The sequence below is a fragment of the Sphingomonas sp. CCH5-D11 genome (genome assembly GCF_001557395.1).
In the GTDB taxonomy this organism is placed as follows: Bacteria; Pseudomonadota; Alphaproteobacteria; order Sphingomonadales; family Sphingomonadaceae; genus Sphingomonas.
Genome location: NZ_LSKH01000059.1, coordinates 19,261 through 34,774, shown reverse-complemented (window position 1 = coordinate 34,774; position 15,514 = coordinate 19,261). Strand labels below are relative to the sequence as shown.

The following is a 15,514-nucleotide window of genomic DNA, read 5'->3' as shown; positions in this document are numbered from 1 at the left end:
GTCGGCAGCTCCTGCCCCCGCCCCCTCGCAGGACGAGATCGTCCGCGCTGCGGGCGACGCGATCCGTGCGCAGCTGCTGGTACGCACCTATCGCGTGCGCGGCCATCTGGCTGCCAATCTCGACCCACTCGGCCTCAACACCCAGCGCGAGCTGCCGGCCGACCTGCGCACCGAATATCACGGCTTCACCGACTCCGACATAGATCGCCCGGTCTACATGGGCGGCACGCTTGGCCTGCAATGGGCGACCATCCGCGAGGTGGTCGACATCCTGCGCGCCAATTACTGCGGCAATGTCGGGCTGGAATATATGCACATCGCCGATGTCGAGGAGCGCCGCTTCCTCCAGGAGCGCATGGAGGGCAAGGACAAGGCGATCGAATTCACTGCCCAGGGCAAGAAGGCGATCCTGAACAAGGTCATCGAGGCGGAGCAGTGGGAGAAGTTCCTCGGCCGCAAATATGTCGGCACGAAGCGGTTCGGCCTAGACGGTGGTGAGGCGATGATCCCGGCGCTCGAAAGCGTCATCAAATACGGCGGCGCGGCCGGCGTGAACGAGATCGTCTTCGGCATGGCCCATCGCGGCCGCCTGAACGTGCTCGCCAACGTCATGGGCAAGCCGCTGCGCGTGATCTTCCACGAGTTCGCCGGCGGGTCCGCGCACCCCGACGACATCGGCGGTTCGGGCGACGTGAAATACCACCTCGGCACCTCCACCGACCGCGAGTTCGACGGGGTGAAGGTTCACATGTCGCTGGTCGCCAACCCGTCGCACCTCGAGGCGGCCGATCCGGTGGTGCTCGGCAAGATCCGCGCGATCCAGACGATCGCCAACGATCTGGACGATCATTCCAAGTCGCTCCCCGTGCTGATCCACGGCGACGCTGCTTTCGCTGGCCAGGGCATCGTGTGGGAATGCTTCGGCTTCTCCGGGATCCGCGGCTACAACACCGGCGGCTGCGTCCACTTTGTGATCAACAACCAGATCGGCTTCACGACCAGCCCGCAGTTCGCGCGCTCCTCGCCCTATCCGTCGGATGTGGCCAAAGGCGTCCAGGCGCCGGTCTTCCACGTCAATGGGGACGATCCCGAGGCGGTCACCTTCGCCACCAAGATGGCGATCGAGTTCCGCCAGAAGTTCCACCGCGACGTCGTGATCGACATGTGGTGCTATCGCCGCTTCGGCCACAACGAGGGCGACGAGCCGGGCTTCACCCAGCCGCTGATGTACAAGGCGATCCGCAGCCACCCGCCGGTGAGCGAGATCTACGGCAAGCGCCTTGTCGAGCAGGGCGTCGTCGATCAGGCGTGGATGGACGACAACGTCAAGCAGTTCACCACCGTTCTGGAAGGTGAGTTCGAGGCCGGGGCCAATTACAAGCCGAACAAGGCGGACTGGTTCTCCGGTCGCTGGTCGGGCCTGCACGCGCCCGCCGATCCGGAAACCTCGCGCCGCAGCGTGGACACCGGCATCGAGCAGAAGCTGTTCGATTCAATCGGCCGGACGCTGACCACGGTTCCCGACGATCTCGCCATCCACAAGACGCTGGCACGCGTGCTTGATGCCAAGCGCAACATGTTCGCGACGGGCGAGAGTTTCGACTGGGCGACCGGCGAGGCGCTCGCCTTCGGCAGCCTTCTGTCGGAAGGCTATGGCGTGCGTCTGTCCGGGCAGGATTCTGGCCGCGGCACCTTCTCGCAGCGGCATGCCGTGTGGGTCGATCAGAACACCGAGAAGCGCTACGTGCCGCTGTGGAACATCGAGCACGGACACTTCGAGGTGCTCGACAGCCCGCTGTCGGAATATGGCGTGCTCGGCTTCGAGTACGGCTATGCGCTGGCCGATCCGAAGACGCTGGTGATGTGGGAGGCGCAGTTCGGCGACTTCGTCAACGGCGCGCAGATCATGATCGACCAGTTCATCGCGAGCGGTGAAGCCAAGTGGCTGCGCGCCAACGGCCTGGTGATGCTGCTGCCGCACGGTTATGAGGGCCAGGGTCCGGAGCATAGCTCCGCACGCCCCGAGCGCTTCCTCCAGCTGTGCGCGCAGGACAATATCCAGGTCGCGAACTGCACCACGCCGGCGAACTACTTCCACCTGCTGCGCCGGCAGATGCACCGTCCGTTCCGCAAGCCGCTGATCGTGATGACCCCGAAGTCGCTGCTGCGTCACAAGCTGGCGGTGTCGACGGCGGCGGACTTCCTGGGTGACTCGCACTTCCGCCGCATCCTCTCCGACACCAACGGGTCGGCAGACGAGGCCACGAAGCGCCTGGTCCTGTGCACCGGCAAGGTCTCCTACGACCTGATCGAGGCGCGCGACGCGGCGGGTGACGAGAACACTCAGATTGTCCGCATCGAGCAGCTCTATCCCTTCCCGACCGAGGCTTTGGCCAAGCGGATCGCGCGCATGCCGAACCTGGAGGACGTAGTCTGGGCACAGGAAGAACCGCGCAACAATGGCTATTGGTTCTTCGTTGAGCCGTTCATCGAGGAAGCGCTGGGTGAAGCGGGCTGTGCGGTGAAGCGGCCGCGCTACGCCGGTCGGGCAGCGGCCGCCTCGCCGGCAACCGGCCTGATGAAGCGCCACCAGGCCGAACAGGGCGCGCTGATCGCCGATGCGCTCGGCCACAGCGTGCGCGAGGAAATCCGCCGCACTCGCGGCGCGGAGACGATCAAGAAGGCCGGCAAGGCAGGCGCGTAAGTTCCACACGCAACCACCCCGGCGGAGGGTCCCATCAGAGTGATACTTTGATAGGTACTCAAGGCCGGGTCCGGTTGCGGCACGGATGTAACCACGCGGAGCGATCTCCAATCGGACGCTTCGTAATTGGGCCCCGGCCTTTGCCGGGATAGAAGGAAACGGGAATGGCAACCGAAGTTCTGGTCCCCACGCTGGGCGAATCGATCACTGAAGCGACGCTCGGCGAATGGCTGAAGCAGCCCGGCGACAAGGTCGCCGCCGATGAGCCGATCGCCAGCCTCGAGACCGACAAGGTGTCGGTCGAGGTGCCGAGCCCGGTCGCTGGCGTGATGGGCCAGCACGCCGTTGCCGTGGGCGATACGGTGCAGGTCGGCGCGATGATCGCGACGGTGGAGGCCGGTGACGGCGCCCCCGCCGCGACGCCCGCGCCGCAGCCGGCTGCAACCGAGAGCCCGAAGGCGGAGGCCCCTGCCCCCGCGGCTGGCGGTTACGGCAACCACGGCGCCACGCCGACCGACAGCAACGCACCCGCCGCGCTCAGCCCGTCGGTTCGCCGCGCGGTGCTGGAGCATGGCGTCGACCCGGCGACCATCAAGGGCACTGGACGCGACGGCCGCATCACCAAGGATGATGTCGCCGCCGCCGCCTCGTCGCGCCCCGCTGCCGCGCCGGCCGCACCCGCTGCCACGCCGACCCCGTCGGTTGCGGCCTCCACCGGCCGCAAGGAAGAGCGCGTGCGCATGACGCGCCTGCGCCAGACGATCGCCAAGCGCCTGAAGGAGGCGCAGAACACCGCCGCCATGCTGACGACGTTCAACGACGTCGATATGAGCGCGGTGATCGAGGCGCGCGCCAAGTACAAGGATCTGTTCGAGAAGAAGCACGGCGTCCGCCTCGGCTTCATGGGCTTCTTCGTGAAGGCCGCGACCATGGCGTTGAAGGACATCCCGTCGGTCAATGCCTCGATCGAGGGCGACGAGATCATCTATCACGATTATGCCGACATCTCGGTCGCGGTGTCGTCGCCCGGCGGCCTCGTCGTGCCGGTGATCCGCGATGCTCAGGACCTGTCGGTCGCCGGCATCGAGAAGACGATCGGCGATTTCGGCAAGCGCGCGAAGGAAGGCACGCTGAAGATGGACGAGATGAAGGGCGGCACCTTCACCATCTCCAACGGCGGCGTGTTCGGCTCGCTGATGTCGACCCCGATCATCAACCCGCCGCAGAGCGCCGTCCTCGGCCTGCACCGCATCGAGGACCGCCCGGTGGTGGTCAACGGCCAGGTCGTCGTGCGCCCGATGATGTACCTCGCGCTGTCCTACGATCACCGCCTGATCGACGGCCGCGAGGCGGTGACCTTCCTCGTGGCGCTGAAGAATGCGATCGAGGATCCGACCCGTATCCTGATCGACCTCTGATCCGGCCGGCTATGCCCGCCTGACTAGGGTCTTACTCCCGCTGGCGCCTGCGCCGGCGGGAGTTTATGTTTGCGGCATGTCGATGCGTCTCCTTGCGCCGCTGCTCGCTTCCGCTGCTCTGGCACTCGCCGCCCCCGCCGCCGCTCAATCGACCGCCCCCCTCATGGAGCCGGGCGCGATCGAACGACTGAAGCCCGGCGAATTCCTCTGGGCGCCGCAAATCGCGCCGGCCGGGCCGGTGACGATGATCATCAGCCTGGAGACGCAGCGCGCCTACGTCTATCGCAACGGGGTGCCGATTGGCGTCAGCACCGTTTCCTCCGGCAAGCCGGGCCACAAGACGCCGACCGGCGTCTTCACCATCCTGCAAAAGGATGTCGACCACCACTCCAGCACCTACAACAACGCCCCCATGCCCTACATGCAGCGGCTCACGTGGGACGGCATCGCCCTCCATGCCGGCTCGCTTCCCGGCTATCCGGCCAGTCACGGCTGCATCCGCCTGCCGATGGGGTTCGCAAAGCTTCTCTACGGCGTGACCAGGCTCGGGCTGACGGTGGTGATCACCGACGACGCACTCGTGCCGGAGGTGTCGCCCGCCGCGAACCCGATGAAGGCGCCCGCGGCCGACCAGCACGCCAGCCCCACGCACTACAGCTGGAATCCCGAACGCGCCCCCACCGGGCCCGTGTCGATCATCGTGAGCGGACGCGATCGGCGCATGGTGGTGCTGCGCAACGGCAAGCAGATCGGGTCGGCCACCCTTGTGCTGCACGAACCGATCACGACGACCCAGGCCTTTACACTGAAAGCGGTCGACGATGCCGGTCCGCACTGGCTGCGCTTGCCGCTGCCCGGCGGCGGACCTCAGGCGACGGGCGAGCTGACGGCAGATGATCGCAGCAAGGGCCATGTGCCCGATGCCTTCCGCGCCAAGCTGGAAACGGTTCTGACGCCGGGCACGACGATGCTTGTCACGCGTGAGACGCTGGCGACCAGCGGCACGGGCAGCAAACTGGCGGTGCTGGTCACCGATCCGGAATAAACGCTCCCGTCCCGCGCTTCGCCCGCGCGCCGGCGGCCACGCTCCTCCTGCCATCCGCCGCACTCATCGGCATTGCGCGCCACGGCTCATGTCGTAACAGGCGGATAGTTTTAGGAGATGTCGATGCGCCGTACCCTTGCCCTGATGCTGTTGCCGATGCTGCCGCTGGTGCAGGGCGCCGCGCCCGCTCAGGCGCCCGTCTCGGCGCCCGCCGGCCAGCAGGATGCGGCGCTGCTGCAATTCCTGGACGCTGCCTATGATGCGCAGCTCGCCCTCAGCCCGGAATCGCAGACCCAGCTTGGCTTCAAGACGAACTATGATCGGCTTGACGATTATACCGACGCCGCTGCCCTGCGATCGCGCGATCTATCGGAGCGTCAGCTCAAGGAGATGAAGGCGCGCTTCAAGCCGGAGCAACTCGGTGAAAGTGCGCGCGTCAGCTACCGCCTGTTCGAATATGAGGTGGAGCGCGGTCGCGAGTCCTTCCGCTTCCGCAAGCATCGCTTCCCCGTGTCGACGAACGGCAGCCCGGCCGGCGACATCCCGGTGCTGTTGATCAACAACCACAAGGTTGAGAGTGTGGCGGATGCCAAGGCCTATGTCGGCCGGCTGCGCGATACGGAGCGCGTGATGCGCGAAGTGGCGGCCACCATGCGCGAGCAGGCCACCGCCGGCATCATCCCGAACAAGGTGAACTTCGCGCCCGCCCGCAACGATGCGCGCAAGGTGATCACCGGCGCGCCGTTCGATGGCGGACCGGACTCGACCGTGATGGCGGATTTCCGCAAGAAGGTGGCGGCGCTCGATGCGCCGGACGCAACCAAGCAGAAGCTTCTCGCGGAGGCGCAGGCGGCGCTCACCGGGCCGTTCAAGCGGGGCTATGACGTGCTGCTCGTCGCGCTGGATGAGATCGAGCCCAAGTCGAAGGGCAATTTCGGCGTGTGGAGCCTTCCGGACGGCGCCGCTTATTACGAAGATCGCCTGAAGAGCTCGACCACCACCAACCTGACGGCGGATCAGATCCATCAGATCGGTTTGCAGCAGGTGGCGGCAATCCGTCAGGAGATGGAGGCGATCAAGCGCCAGGTCGGCTTCTCAGGGACGCTGGAACAGTTCTTTGACCATATCCGCACCGATCCGAAGCTGAAGTATCCGAACACGGAAGCCGGCCGCGAACAATATCTTGCCGACGCGCGCGCCGTGATCGCGGAGGTCATGACGCTGGCGCCGCGCTATTTCAGCGTGCTTCCCAAGGCGCCGCTGGAGGTTCGCGCCGTGGAAAAGTGGCGCGAGGGTACGGCGTCCACCGCCTTCTACAATTCGCCTTCCGCCGATGGCACGCGGCCAGGCATCTATTACGTCAATCTGGTTGACATGAACCAGACGCAGAAGGTGCAGGTCGCCGGCATCTCCGTTCATGAAGGCGCGCCGGGGCACCATTTCCAGATCGCCCGCCAGATGGAACTGACGGGCATTCCCAAGTTCCGCAAGTTCGGCGGCTATGGCGCCTATATGGAAGGCTGGGGCCTCTATACCGAGCGGCTCGGCGACGAGATGGGCGTGTATAAGGATCCCTACACCCGCTTCGGGATGCTTTCGCTCCAGGTGTGGCGCGCGATCCGGCTGGTGCTTGATACGGGCATCCATTCCAAGCGCTGGACCCGCGATCAGGCGATCGCCTATTTCAAGAACAACAGCTCGGTTTCCGACACGGACATCGCGCGAGAGGTTGACCGTTATTTCAACTGGCCGGGTCAGGCGACCAGCTACATGGTCGGACAGCAGAAGATCGTGGAGCTGCGCATCCGTGCGCAACGCGAGCTGGGTGGCCGCTTCGACATCCGCGAGTTCCACGAGGCGGTGTTAAGCCAGGGCGCATTGCCGCTCGATCTGCTGGATGAGCAGGTAACGCGCTACATCGCGGCCAAGCGCGGCTGAGCCGGAGAGCCGGCCGTGCATTCGGCCGGCTTTTCGACCATCGCCGCTTCACGGGCGCTACCTGGGTCGGGCGAAGCCGCAACAGCTTGGGGCGAAGCGGCGGCGGTGTTTATGCCGCCTGAAAACCGCCCTGGATCTCGCCATCCTCCACGCCGTTGATCGCGGCGATCAGGCGGGGCAAGTCGCTCAGCGATGACAGCCGGCGGTAACGCGGCTCGCTGACGGGCTCTGGCGCATGTTCGTGGCTCCACGCGTTCGGCTGCGGCACGAACGCCGCCCAGGCGCCCGCCTCCAGCGCGGGGTTGATATCCGAACGCAGCGAATCTCCCGCCATGATCGCCTCCATCGGAGAGACCCCATGCCGCTCGATCAGGCGGCGGAAGGTGCCGACCGTCTTGTCGCTGACAATTTCCACCGCGCGGAAATAGCTGCCGAGCCCGGAGGCGGCGAGCTTCGTCTCCTGATGCAGTAGATCGCCCTTGGTCAGCAGGACGAGTTCACCAATCTCCGCCAGCTTCTCGATCGTCTCGCCTACACCGTCGAGCAGGTCGACCGGGTGGCGCAGCAGGTCGCGTCCGGTTTCCAGGATCCTGGCGATACTTTCCACCGGCAGCGCATTGCCCCCCAGCTCCACCGCTGCCTCGATCATCGACAGCGTGAAGCTCTTCGCGCCATAGCCGTAGTGCTTGAGATTGCGCTCCTCCACGGCGGACAGCGTGGCGCGAGCGATGCCGGCATCGGCGAACGTCGCGATCATCTCGGCGAACGCCCGCTCGGCAGCTTCGAAATGCCGCATATTGTGCCAGAGCGTGTCGTCAGCATCGAGCAGAATGAGCTTTATGGCCATGCCCTGCTGTAATTGCCGCCAAGCGGGCGAGCCACGGCTAAGTTGGCGGGTGGCTCGCGGACATCTCGCCCACGCGCACCGCCAGCGGGGCGGATCAGGCAGAAGCTGCCGACCCGCCCTGTTCTTGCCAGTAGCTTACTTGTCCCGTGCCACGCACGCGCCGCCATCGGGCCCGACGGCGCCCTTGCACGTGCGGATGGTGGGAAGACGGTCGCTCACCTCGACCAGCCGGTTGGCGCCATCGGCACCGCGCACCAGATCGAACCCGTCGTACAGCATGCCGCTGGCGGTATAGGTGCGGAACACCAGCCTGCCCTGCTCCACGTCCACGATCTGGAACAGCTCGGTCGCTTCGGCCACCCGGTCGGGCTGCTTCAGCGCACGATCGTTCAGGCCGTACATCTTCGATCCCGTGACGGAAACGAGGTACACCGGCCCTTGCGGCGCGCCTTTGGCACGAGCAGCGCTGGCGGCGTCGCGACCTGCCTCGGCGGTCAGGCGGCTGTAGCAATGGTCGTGGCCCTGCAGCACCAGATCCACTTTGCGCCGCTCGAATACGGGCTTCCACGCCGCCTTCAGCACCGCGGTGTCCTTTGGCCGAGCGCAGGTGAAGATCGGCTGGTGAAACAGCACCACGTTCCACGTCGCCCGGCTCGCCGCCAGCGTCGCATCAAGCCACTTGGTCTGTGCGTCCAGCGCGCCGAGGTCGAGCGCCGCCGTGCCGTCCAGGATGATGAAGCGGACGCCCTGATAGTCCACGAAATAGGTCGTCGCCTTCACCGGATCGACGCCGTTCGCCGGCAGTGCGAATTGCAGCGGCCAGTAAGGCCCCAGCTTGCGGCTTTCCTTGCCGCCCGGCAGCAGCACATCGACATATTCGTGATTGCCGGTCGCGGGCAGTTGCGGAACCTGGCTGTAGTTATAGCCGCCCGCCTGGTTCCACTCGCCCCATTCGTCGTCATGGTCGAGATCGTCGCGCTGTGCGGCGAGATCGCCGGCATGAACGGTCAGCGCGATCTTTCCTTGGGAGAAGCCCTCCCGAATGACCCGCGAGGCATAAGTGAGGATGCCGTTCTGCGTGTCGCCCAGATAGAGGAAGCGGAACGGCTTGAACGTCGCCGCCGCGGTGCGGAACTGGAACCATTCGGTCCAGCCGGCCGCGCCCTTCACGCGATAGGCATAAACCCGATCCGGCTCCAGCCCGGCGAAGCGCACCTGATGATAGTTGGCGGCGCCATTGGCGCTGTCGATCGACCGGCTGGTGCCGCTGACGGTTCTTGCGTCGCGCTCCAGTGTCGGCCCGTCCACGGCCAGCACGATCTGCGCCTCCGCGCTGGCCTGTGCGCGATCGGTGCGGAACGCCACCGCCATCTCGCGCCCAGGATCGGCCCCGGCCGTCAACACGATCCGGTCCGGGATGGAACGCGGCGCATAAGGCGTGCCCGGCGTGCGCGGGATCGGTGCCGTGCCCTCCTGCGCGCCCGCGGGCACGGCGAGAAGGGCAGCGGCGGCGAGCAGCAGTGCGCGCATCAGAAATTTCCTCGAATGCCGAATTTCAGCGTGTAGGAATATTCCTCATACTGCAGCAGGCGGCGCGACACCGGCCCATTCTGATAAGCGACATATTTCGCGTTGTTGATGTTCACCCACTCACCGAAGATCTGGAAATTCGGCGTGATGCGATAGCGGGCGCTGGCGTCCAGCTGGAAATGCTCGCGCACATATCGGTCCTCCAGCGCCACGGCCTGCACTTCATCGAGGTATTTGTCTCGGAAGGTGCCGGCCAGACGGACGCTGACCGGGCCCTTTTCATAGCCGAGCACCGCATTGAACGTATGACGCGACGACGCCGGCAGCGGAATGTCGCGGAGATCACCGGTGTCACCGTCGAACGTCTGCCCGTCCGCATCGGTGAAGGTATAGTTGAAATTGGTCAGCAGGCCGTCCCACGGCGCGGGCAGCATCGAATAGGCCTGCGAATAGCCGACCTCGAAGCCGCGGATCTTCGCCTTGCCCATGTTCAGCGGGATGTCCGCTTCGGTAAAGGCGATGCCGCGATAGACGCCATTGTACGGTGCGTCGTCTTCCTCGAACGTCACCGTGGTGATGTAATCGTCGATGTCCTTGTAGAAGAAACCGGCCTGAAGCACGCTCGACTTCGCAAAATACCATTCCGCGCCGACGTCGAGGTTCCAGGCGCGATACGGCTTCAGGTCCGGATTGCCGAACGCCCCTTCCAGATCGTCGCCGTCGCGCTCGATCGCGAAGCGGGGCGCAAGCTGGCCGATGCTCGGTCGCACCAGGCTCTTGAACCCGCCAAGACGCAGGACCAGGTCATTCGTCGCTTCGTAGCGAAGCACGGCGCTGGGCAGCCAGTCGGTATAGCTGCGACGAACCCGCGTCGGATCCACCACCACGGTTTCCTCGTCCCCGTCGAGCGTCACCGTGTTGCCGCGGATGTCGTTCTTCGTGTGCTCCATGCGCACGCCCCCGATCAGGCGTAGCGGGCCGGCCTGATATCGCCCGAGGATGTAGCCGGAATAGATGTCCTCCTTGACCGAATAATCCTCGGCGGCGGAATTGAACCCGCTGTCCAGCGTATTCAGTTCGAAGCCGGCGAGGTTGCTGTCAAGGAACCCGCGCTCGCCCTTCTTGGCCACGACCGGGCCAAGATCGGCCAGGCGATAGGTCTGCGTTCCCAGCACGTCGGCAAGCGTGAAATCACCATCAAAGCCGTCGAACGTGTCGACGTCGAGGTCATAGTCCTTCTTGCGCAACCGCGCCTTGCCGCCGAACTGGACGTCGAAGCTGCCCGTCGGCAGCGCGAAGCTGCGGGTGATGTCGGTGCGGAAGTTCCATTCCTTGTCGACCGACCGGCTGAGCGTCGTTCGATCAAACGCTTTGAACTCATAGGCGGCAGGATCGGCGAAATCCTCGCTGCCGCTGCCGCCCACGCTGTAGCGCGGCACCAGATAGTTGGAATAATCGAAGTCGACGGTCAGGTCGTCGCCATTCTCGAAATCGCGGCGGAAGGCGATCGGATCTATCGAGCCGTTCTCCCGCTCCGACGCGCGTGACCAGGCCGCCGCATATTGCAGGCGCCAGGGCCCTGTGTTGGTCTCACCACCAACCTGATAGCTCTGGATGATCTGCTTCTCGAACCGATCCTTCAGATCCCGCTCGACACGGACGCGGGCATCCTCGCTCTGATCGCTGCTGAACGAGGCGCTCGTTCCCGTGGTGGAGACAAGCGCATCCTCCACTTCGAAGATCAGCCGCCGCCGATCCTCCTGGTCCGAAAAGCGGTTGTAGATGCCGCGCGCGTACAGCCGCGTGGAGTCCACCGGCTGCCAGTCGAGCGACAGCGATCCACCGGTGCGCAGGCGGCGCACGTCATAGTCGCGATATTCCACCGTTTCGGCAAAGCCCGGCTCGTTCCATCCGTCCATCTCGACATTGTCGGTCTCGAACTTGCGCAGATAGTAGGACGCGCCGCCCGAAATGCCGAAATTGTCGGCGATCCTCTTGGAAAAGTTGACGCTGCCCTTGGGCGTCACTTCGCCCGAATAATCGTTGAACGATCCTTCGATCGATGCCGCGATCAGATCCCTCTTCCGATCAAAGGCGCTGGTGGTGTTGATCTCCACCGAGGCGCCGATCGTATCGGCATCCATGTCCGGCGTCAGCGACTTCTTGATCTCGATCGATTCGATCAGTTCGGAAGCGACGACGTCCAGCGCCACAGAGCGGGTGCCGGCTTCCGGTGCGGGAACACGCACACCATTGAGCGAGGCGGCGTTGAGGCTGGGATCAAGGCCGCGCACGGCGACGAAGCGCCCCTCGCCCTGATCGTTGAGCACGTTGACGCCCGGCGCTCGGCGCACCGATTCCGCGACATTCTGGTCGGGGAACTGGCCGATGGCATCCCGCGTCAGGACGCTTTCCACCCCGTCCGCGCCGCGCTGGCGGCTGAGCGAGCTGGCAAGGTTGGCGCGCTGACCGTTGACCAGAATGTCTCCCGGCTCGCCCACCGCCACGTTCTGGGTCAGCTCGCCGCTTTCATCCACCGCGATCGCCGTGTCGACGATCTCCGCGCCGGTGTACCGCACGCGCAGCGTGTAATTGCCGGCGGGCACATTGGGGAAGCGGAACCGGCCCGCACTATCCGCTTCGACGGTGCGACCAAGCTCCACGATCGTCACCTGGGCGCTGGGCAAGGTGCGCGTGCCGCTTGCGTCGGACACGGTACCGGTCACTTGGCCAGCGTAAGCGACGGCGGGCGCGCACAGCAAAGCCGCGCCGACCAGAAGGCGCACGCGCGCCATCTGTCTAGACATTGGTTCCCCCCTCGGGATTGATCTGTTTCGGTGAGGGGACCCCTGCGCGCTGATTGTGACGCGTAGAGGCGATTTCGGTTGCACCCGGATGACAGGCGCTCACGCCGTCAATCGAGAGCGCCGCGCCTTTCGCATTTACGTTGACGCCGCCCCGCCGAACATGGCAGTGCGCCGCCGGAGCCGCTGGATATGCGGGTGTAGCTCAATGGTAGAGCAGAAGCTTCCCAAGCTTACGACGAGGGTTCGATTCCCTTCACCCGCTCCATCCTCCTTTATCGCGGGGCTTCGCCTCGCGCCTGCGGATGTCATCTGAAAGCGACCGCTTGTCCCGCCCTTGTTGGTGCTGCGGCTTGTTGCTGCGTTCGTCCGCGCAAATGGAGCCTTGAGATACTTCGATGACGTCATGCCGGAAAAAGATCGAAGTCCAGATCCTGGACCCGCGGCTACGTGAATGGGGCCTTCCCCGGTATCAGACGGACATGGCGGCGGGTGTCGACCTGCACGCCTGCATCGATGAACCGCTGGTTCTGCAACCGCAGGCGCCGGCAGTGCTTGTTCCCTCCGGCATGGCCGTGTTGATGAACGATCCGGACATGGCCGCGCTCGTCCTCGCCAGGTCCGGCCTGGGGCACAAGAAGGGTCTTATCCTCGGCCAGTCCGTGGGGCTGATCGATGCCGATTACACGGCGCAGATCTTCGTCAGCGCGTGGCTTCGGACCCCGCCGGGCAGCGAGACGCTCACCATCAATCCGGGCGACCGGATCGCGCAGCTGGTGTTCGTTCCGATCATCCGCCCGGAGCTCAGCTTCGTTGACACGCTCAGCACGACCACCGCGCGCGGCGGCGGCGGGTTCGGGTCCACGGGCTTCGGCACGACCTGATCTCTGCCGCATGAGTTCATGCCCCCTTCTCGAGACTACGGCAGCCGCCCGCGCGGGAAGCCATGCCGCACGGCCAGTCTGACGGCGGCTGCACGATGATCGGCACCGCCCCTACCTCGCCCGCGGCCCTCACCGGCTACCCTCTCCGGCTAGACGTGCGCGCCAACCTGCTCGATAGTGGGTGGAGCATGGGCATAAGCGGGACGGTGAAGCAGTGATTGCGATCTCCCTGATGCTGGCCTTGAGCCAGGCGGCGTCGGCTGTCGGCGCGCCGCCGGCCGTTGAGCCCGCACAGGCGGGTTCTTCGACGCGTGCGCCCGTCGCTCCCCTGCCGGCCATCCCGGAAGAGTTGTCCACCCTGCCGGAGCTGAAGCTGCGCCGCCCGCAACCGGATGCGACCGCCTTGTCCTTCTTCGTGCGGGATGAGGTGCGCGCCGGACGGTGCAGCGCCGACAGTCCGCTCCGCCTCGACCTGGCCGTCCTGGTCACGTCGGGCGGCCAGCTGCGCCGCATCCGCCCCAATGCGATCGGCTGCCCCACCGTGGAGCAATATGCCTCGGGCGTGGTGATGCGCATGGCGCGCGGCAATGTGTCGCCACCGCTCGAAGACCGCTGGTACCGCGTGTCGTTCACCTTCGCATGGCAGTGACACTCGGCGAGGAAGAGCGCGCGCGCTATGCCCGGCAGATCATCCTTCGCGAGATCGGCGGCGGCGGCCAGCGCCGGCTGAAGCGCGCCACCGTGGCGGTGATCGGCGCTGGCGGCATCGGATCACCGGCCATCGCCTATCTCGCGGCGGCCGGCATCGGGCGTCTGGTCGTCATCGACGATGATCGGGTGGACCTCTCCAACCTGCAGCGCCAGATCCTCTTTGGTACTGCCGATGTCGGCGCCTTGAAGGCCGAACGGGCCGCCACCGCCGTTGCGCGCCACAATCCGAACGTTGCCGTGGCGGTCGCCCCCGCCCGGATCACCTCCGACAATGCCGCAGCCTTGTTGTCGGGGGCAGATGTGGTGGTCGACGGGTGCGACAATTTCGCGACCCGCCTCGCCGTGGCCGATGCCGCGCTGGCGCGGCGCATCCCGCTTATCTCGGCGGCCGTCGGCCAGTTCGAAGGTCAATTGGCGACGTATCGCGGCTGGGAAGCGGGCAAGCCTTGCTATCGCTGCCTGGTGGGCAGTGCGCCCGACCGAGACGAGGCGACCTGCGCTGAGCAGGGCGTGCTCGGGCCTGTCACGGGTGTCCTCGGCAGCATGGCGGCGCTTGAGGCAATCCGGGCGGTGGCGCCGTTCGGCGAAGATCCGGCCGGTCGGCTGACCTTGCTCGACCTGCTGGATCTCCGCTTCCGAACCATCCGGGTGCCAAAGGACCCGGCCTGTCCCGCCTGCGGCGGCGCTTAGTTCACCAGTTCCTTGGCGAACGCCCGAACCGCCGGGCCGATGTCGTCACGGGCAAGCGCCAGCGCGAGGTTGGCCTGGATGAAGCCCGCCTTGTCGCCGCAATCATAGCGCTGGCCGGTGAAGGTATAGCCATGGAAAGGCTGTTTCCCGATCAGCTGCGCCATCGCGTCGGTCAGCTGGATCTCGCCGCCCGCCCCCTTCACCGGATTGTCGAGGATCTTCATCACCTCGGGCTGAAGGATGTAGCGGCCCGGCGTCATCAGGTTCGACTTTGCCGTGCCCTTCTTGGGCTTTTCGATCACTTCGAGCACTTCGGTCAGCGCGCCATCGACCTTGCCCGGGGTGATGATCCCGTATTTGTCGGTTTCCTCGGGCGCCACTTCCAGCGCGCCGATCAGATTGCCGCCGACGCGGTGATAGGCTTCCACCATCTGCGCCAGAAAGCCCGGCGTGCCGACCATCAGCTCATCGGGCAGCAGCACGGCGAACGGCTCGTCGCCGACGATTTCGCGCGCACACCACACCGCATGGCCCAGACCCAGCGGCTCCTGCTGGCGCACATACACCGGCGAGCCGGGCTTCTGCCGGATATTCTCGATCAGCGTCAAGGGCTTGCCCCGCGCCTTCATCGTGGCTTCCAGCTCAAAGGAAATATCGAAATGATCTTCCAGCGCGCCCTTGCCACGGCCGGTGACGAAGATGATCTGCTCGATCCCCGCCTCGATCGCTTCCTCCACCGCATATTGGATCAGCGGCTTGTCGACGACGGTCAGCATTTCCTTCGGCATTGACTTGGTCGCCGGGAGAAATCGCGTTCCAAGTCCGGCAACCGGGAATACGGCCTTACGCAGCGGCTTGATGGACGACATCGATGATTATCTCCCCGAGCATTTCGCCGTGGGACTTAACGAGACGCTGCGTTGCGGCAAAGCAGGAATTGCGT

The 15,514-nt window shown here is 65.4% G+C and carries 11 protein-coding genes and 1 tRNA gene; 8 read left to right on the top strand and 4 right to left on the bottom strand.

Going from position 1 to position 15,514, the window contains the following annotated elements; translation table 11 throughout:
- From AX702_RS03830 to AX702_RS03815, 4 genes are all read left to right on the top strand, one after another.
- Window positions 1-2,704 (top strand): 2-oxoglutarate dehydrogenase E1 component (locus tag AX702_RS03830; protein ID WP_066776350.1); only part of this gene is annotated, 2,704 nt, incomplete at its 5' end.
- A gap of 164 nt (window positions 2,705-2,868) precedes the next feature.
- The gene (odhB, locus tag AX702_RS03825; protein WP_066776343.1) at window positions 2,869-4,122 is read left to right on the top strand and encodes a 2-oxoglutarate dehydrogenase complex dihydrolipoyllysine-residue succinyltransferase; all 1,254 of its coding nucleotides are present in this window, start codon (window positions 2,869-2,871) and stop codon (window positions 4,120-4,122) included.
- Window positions 4,123-4,198: 76 nt separating this feature from the next.
- Entirely contained in the window at window positions 4,199-5,167 is a 969-nt protein-coding gene (locus AX702_RS03820; RefSeq protein WP_231731716.1) for a L,D-transpeptidase, read from the top strand.
- 117 nt (window positions 5,168-5,284) lie between these two features.
- Window positions 5,285-7,105, top strand: coding sequence for a DUF885 domain-containing protein (locus tag AX702_RS03815; protein ID WP_066776340.1), 1,821 nt, complete (start codon window positions 5,285-5,287; stop codon window positions 7,103-7,105).
- A 109-nt stretch (window positions 7,106-7,214) separates the two neighbouring features.
- On the opposite strand, the gene AX702_RS03810 is transcribed toward AX702_RS03815, so the two are convergent.
- The 3 genes from AX702_RS03810 to AX702_RS03800 form a co-directional block, all read right to left on the bottom strand.
- Window positions 7,215-7,952: an HAD family hydrolase gene (locus AX702_RS03810; protein WP_066776338.1), complete on the bottom strand. Its 738-nt coding sequence runs from the start codon at window positions 7,950-7,952 to the stop codon at window positions 7,215-7,217.
- 135 nt (window positions 7,953-8,087) lie between these two features.
- A complete protein-coding gene (locus tag AX702_RS03805; RefSeq protein WP_066776336.1) occupies window positions 8,088-9,482 on the bottom strand; it encodes a purple acid phosphatase family protein in 1,395 nt (464 codons plus the stop codon).
- Window positions 9,482-12,289, bottom strand: coding sequence for a TonB-dependent receptor (locus AX702_RS03800; protein WP_066776335.1), 2,808 nt, complete (start codon window positions 12,287-12,289; stop codon window positions 9,482-9,484). Before AX702_RS03800 ends, AX702_RS03805 begins: the two co-directional genes overlap by 1 nt.
- A gap of 191 nt (window positions 12,290-12,480) precedes the next feature.
- On the opposite strand from AX702_RS03800, the gene AX702_RS03795 reads away from it, so the two are divergent.
- From AX702_RS03795 to AX702_RS03780, 4 genes are all read left to right on the top strand, one after another.
- Window positions 12,481-12,554: transfer RNA gene (locus tag AX702_RS03795), tRNA-Gly, on the top strand.
- Between the two features lie 130 nt (window positions 12,555-12,684).
- Window positions 12,685-13,170: a dUTP diphosphatase gene (dut, locus tag AX702_RS03790; RefSeq protein WP_066776333.1), complete on the top strand. Its 486-nt coding sequence runs from the start codon at window positions 12,685-12,687 to the stop codon at window positions 13,168-13,170.
- Between the two features lie 214 nt (window positions 13,171-13,384).
- Window positions 13,385-13,819: a hypothetical protein gene (locus AX702_RS03785; RefSeq protein WP_066776330.1), complete on the top strand. Its 435-nt coding sequence runs from the start codon at window positions 13,385-13,387 to the stop codon at window positions 13,817-13,819.
- On the top strand, window positions 13,810-14,571 hold the full coding sequence (locus tag AX702_RS03780; protein ID WP_443026281.1) for a HesA/MoeB/ThiF family protein: 762 nt from the start codon (window positions 13,810-13,812) through the stop codon (window positions 14,569-14,571). Before AX702_RS03785 ends, AX702_RS03780 begins: the two co-directional genes overlap by 10 nt.
- On the opposite strand, the gene galU is transcribed toward AX702_RS03780, so the two are convergent.
- On the bottom strand, window positions 14,568-15,440 hold the full coding sequence (gene galU / locus AX702_RS03775; RefSeq protein WP_066776328.1) for a UTP--glucose-1-phosphate uridylyltransferase GalU: 873 nt from the start codon (window positions 15,438-15,440) through the stop codon (window positions 14,568-14,570). The two genes, AX702_RS03780 and galU, sit on opposite strands and share 4 nt — an antisense overlap.
- Window positions 15,441-15,514: the final 74 nt, after the last annotated feature.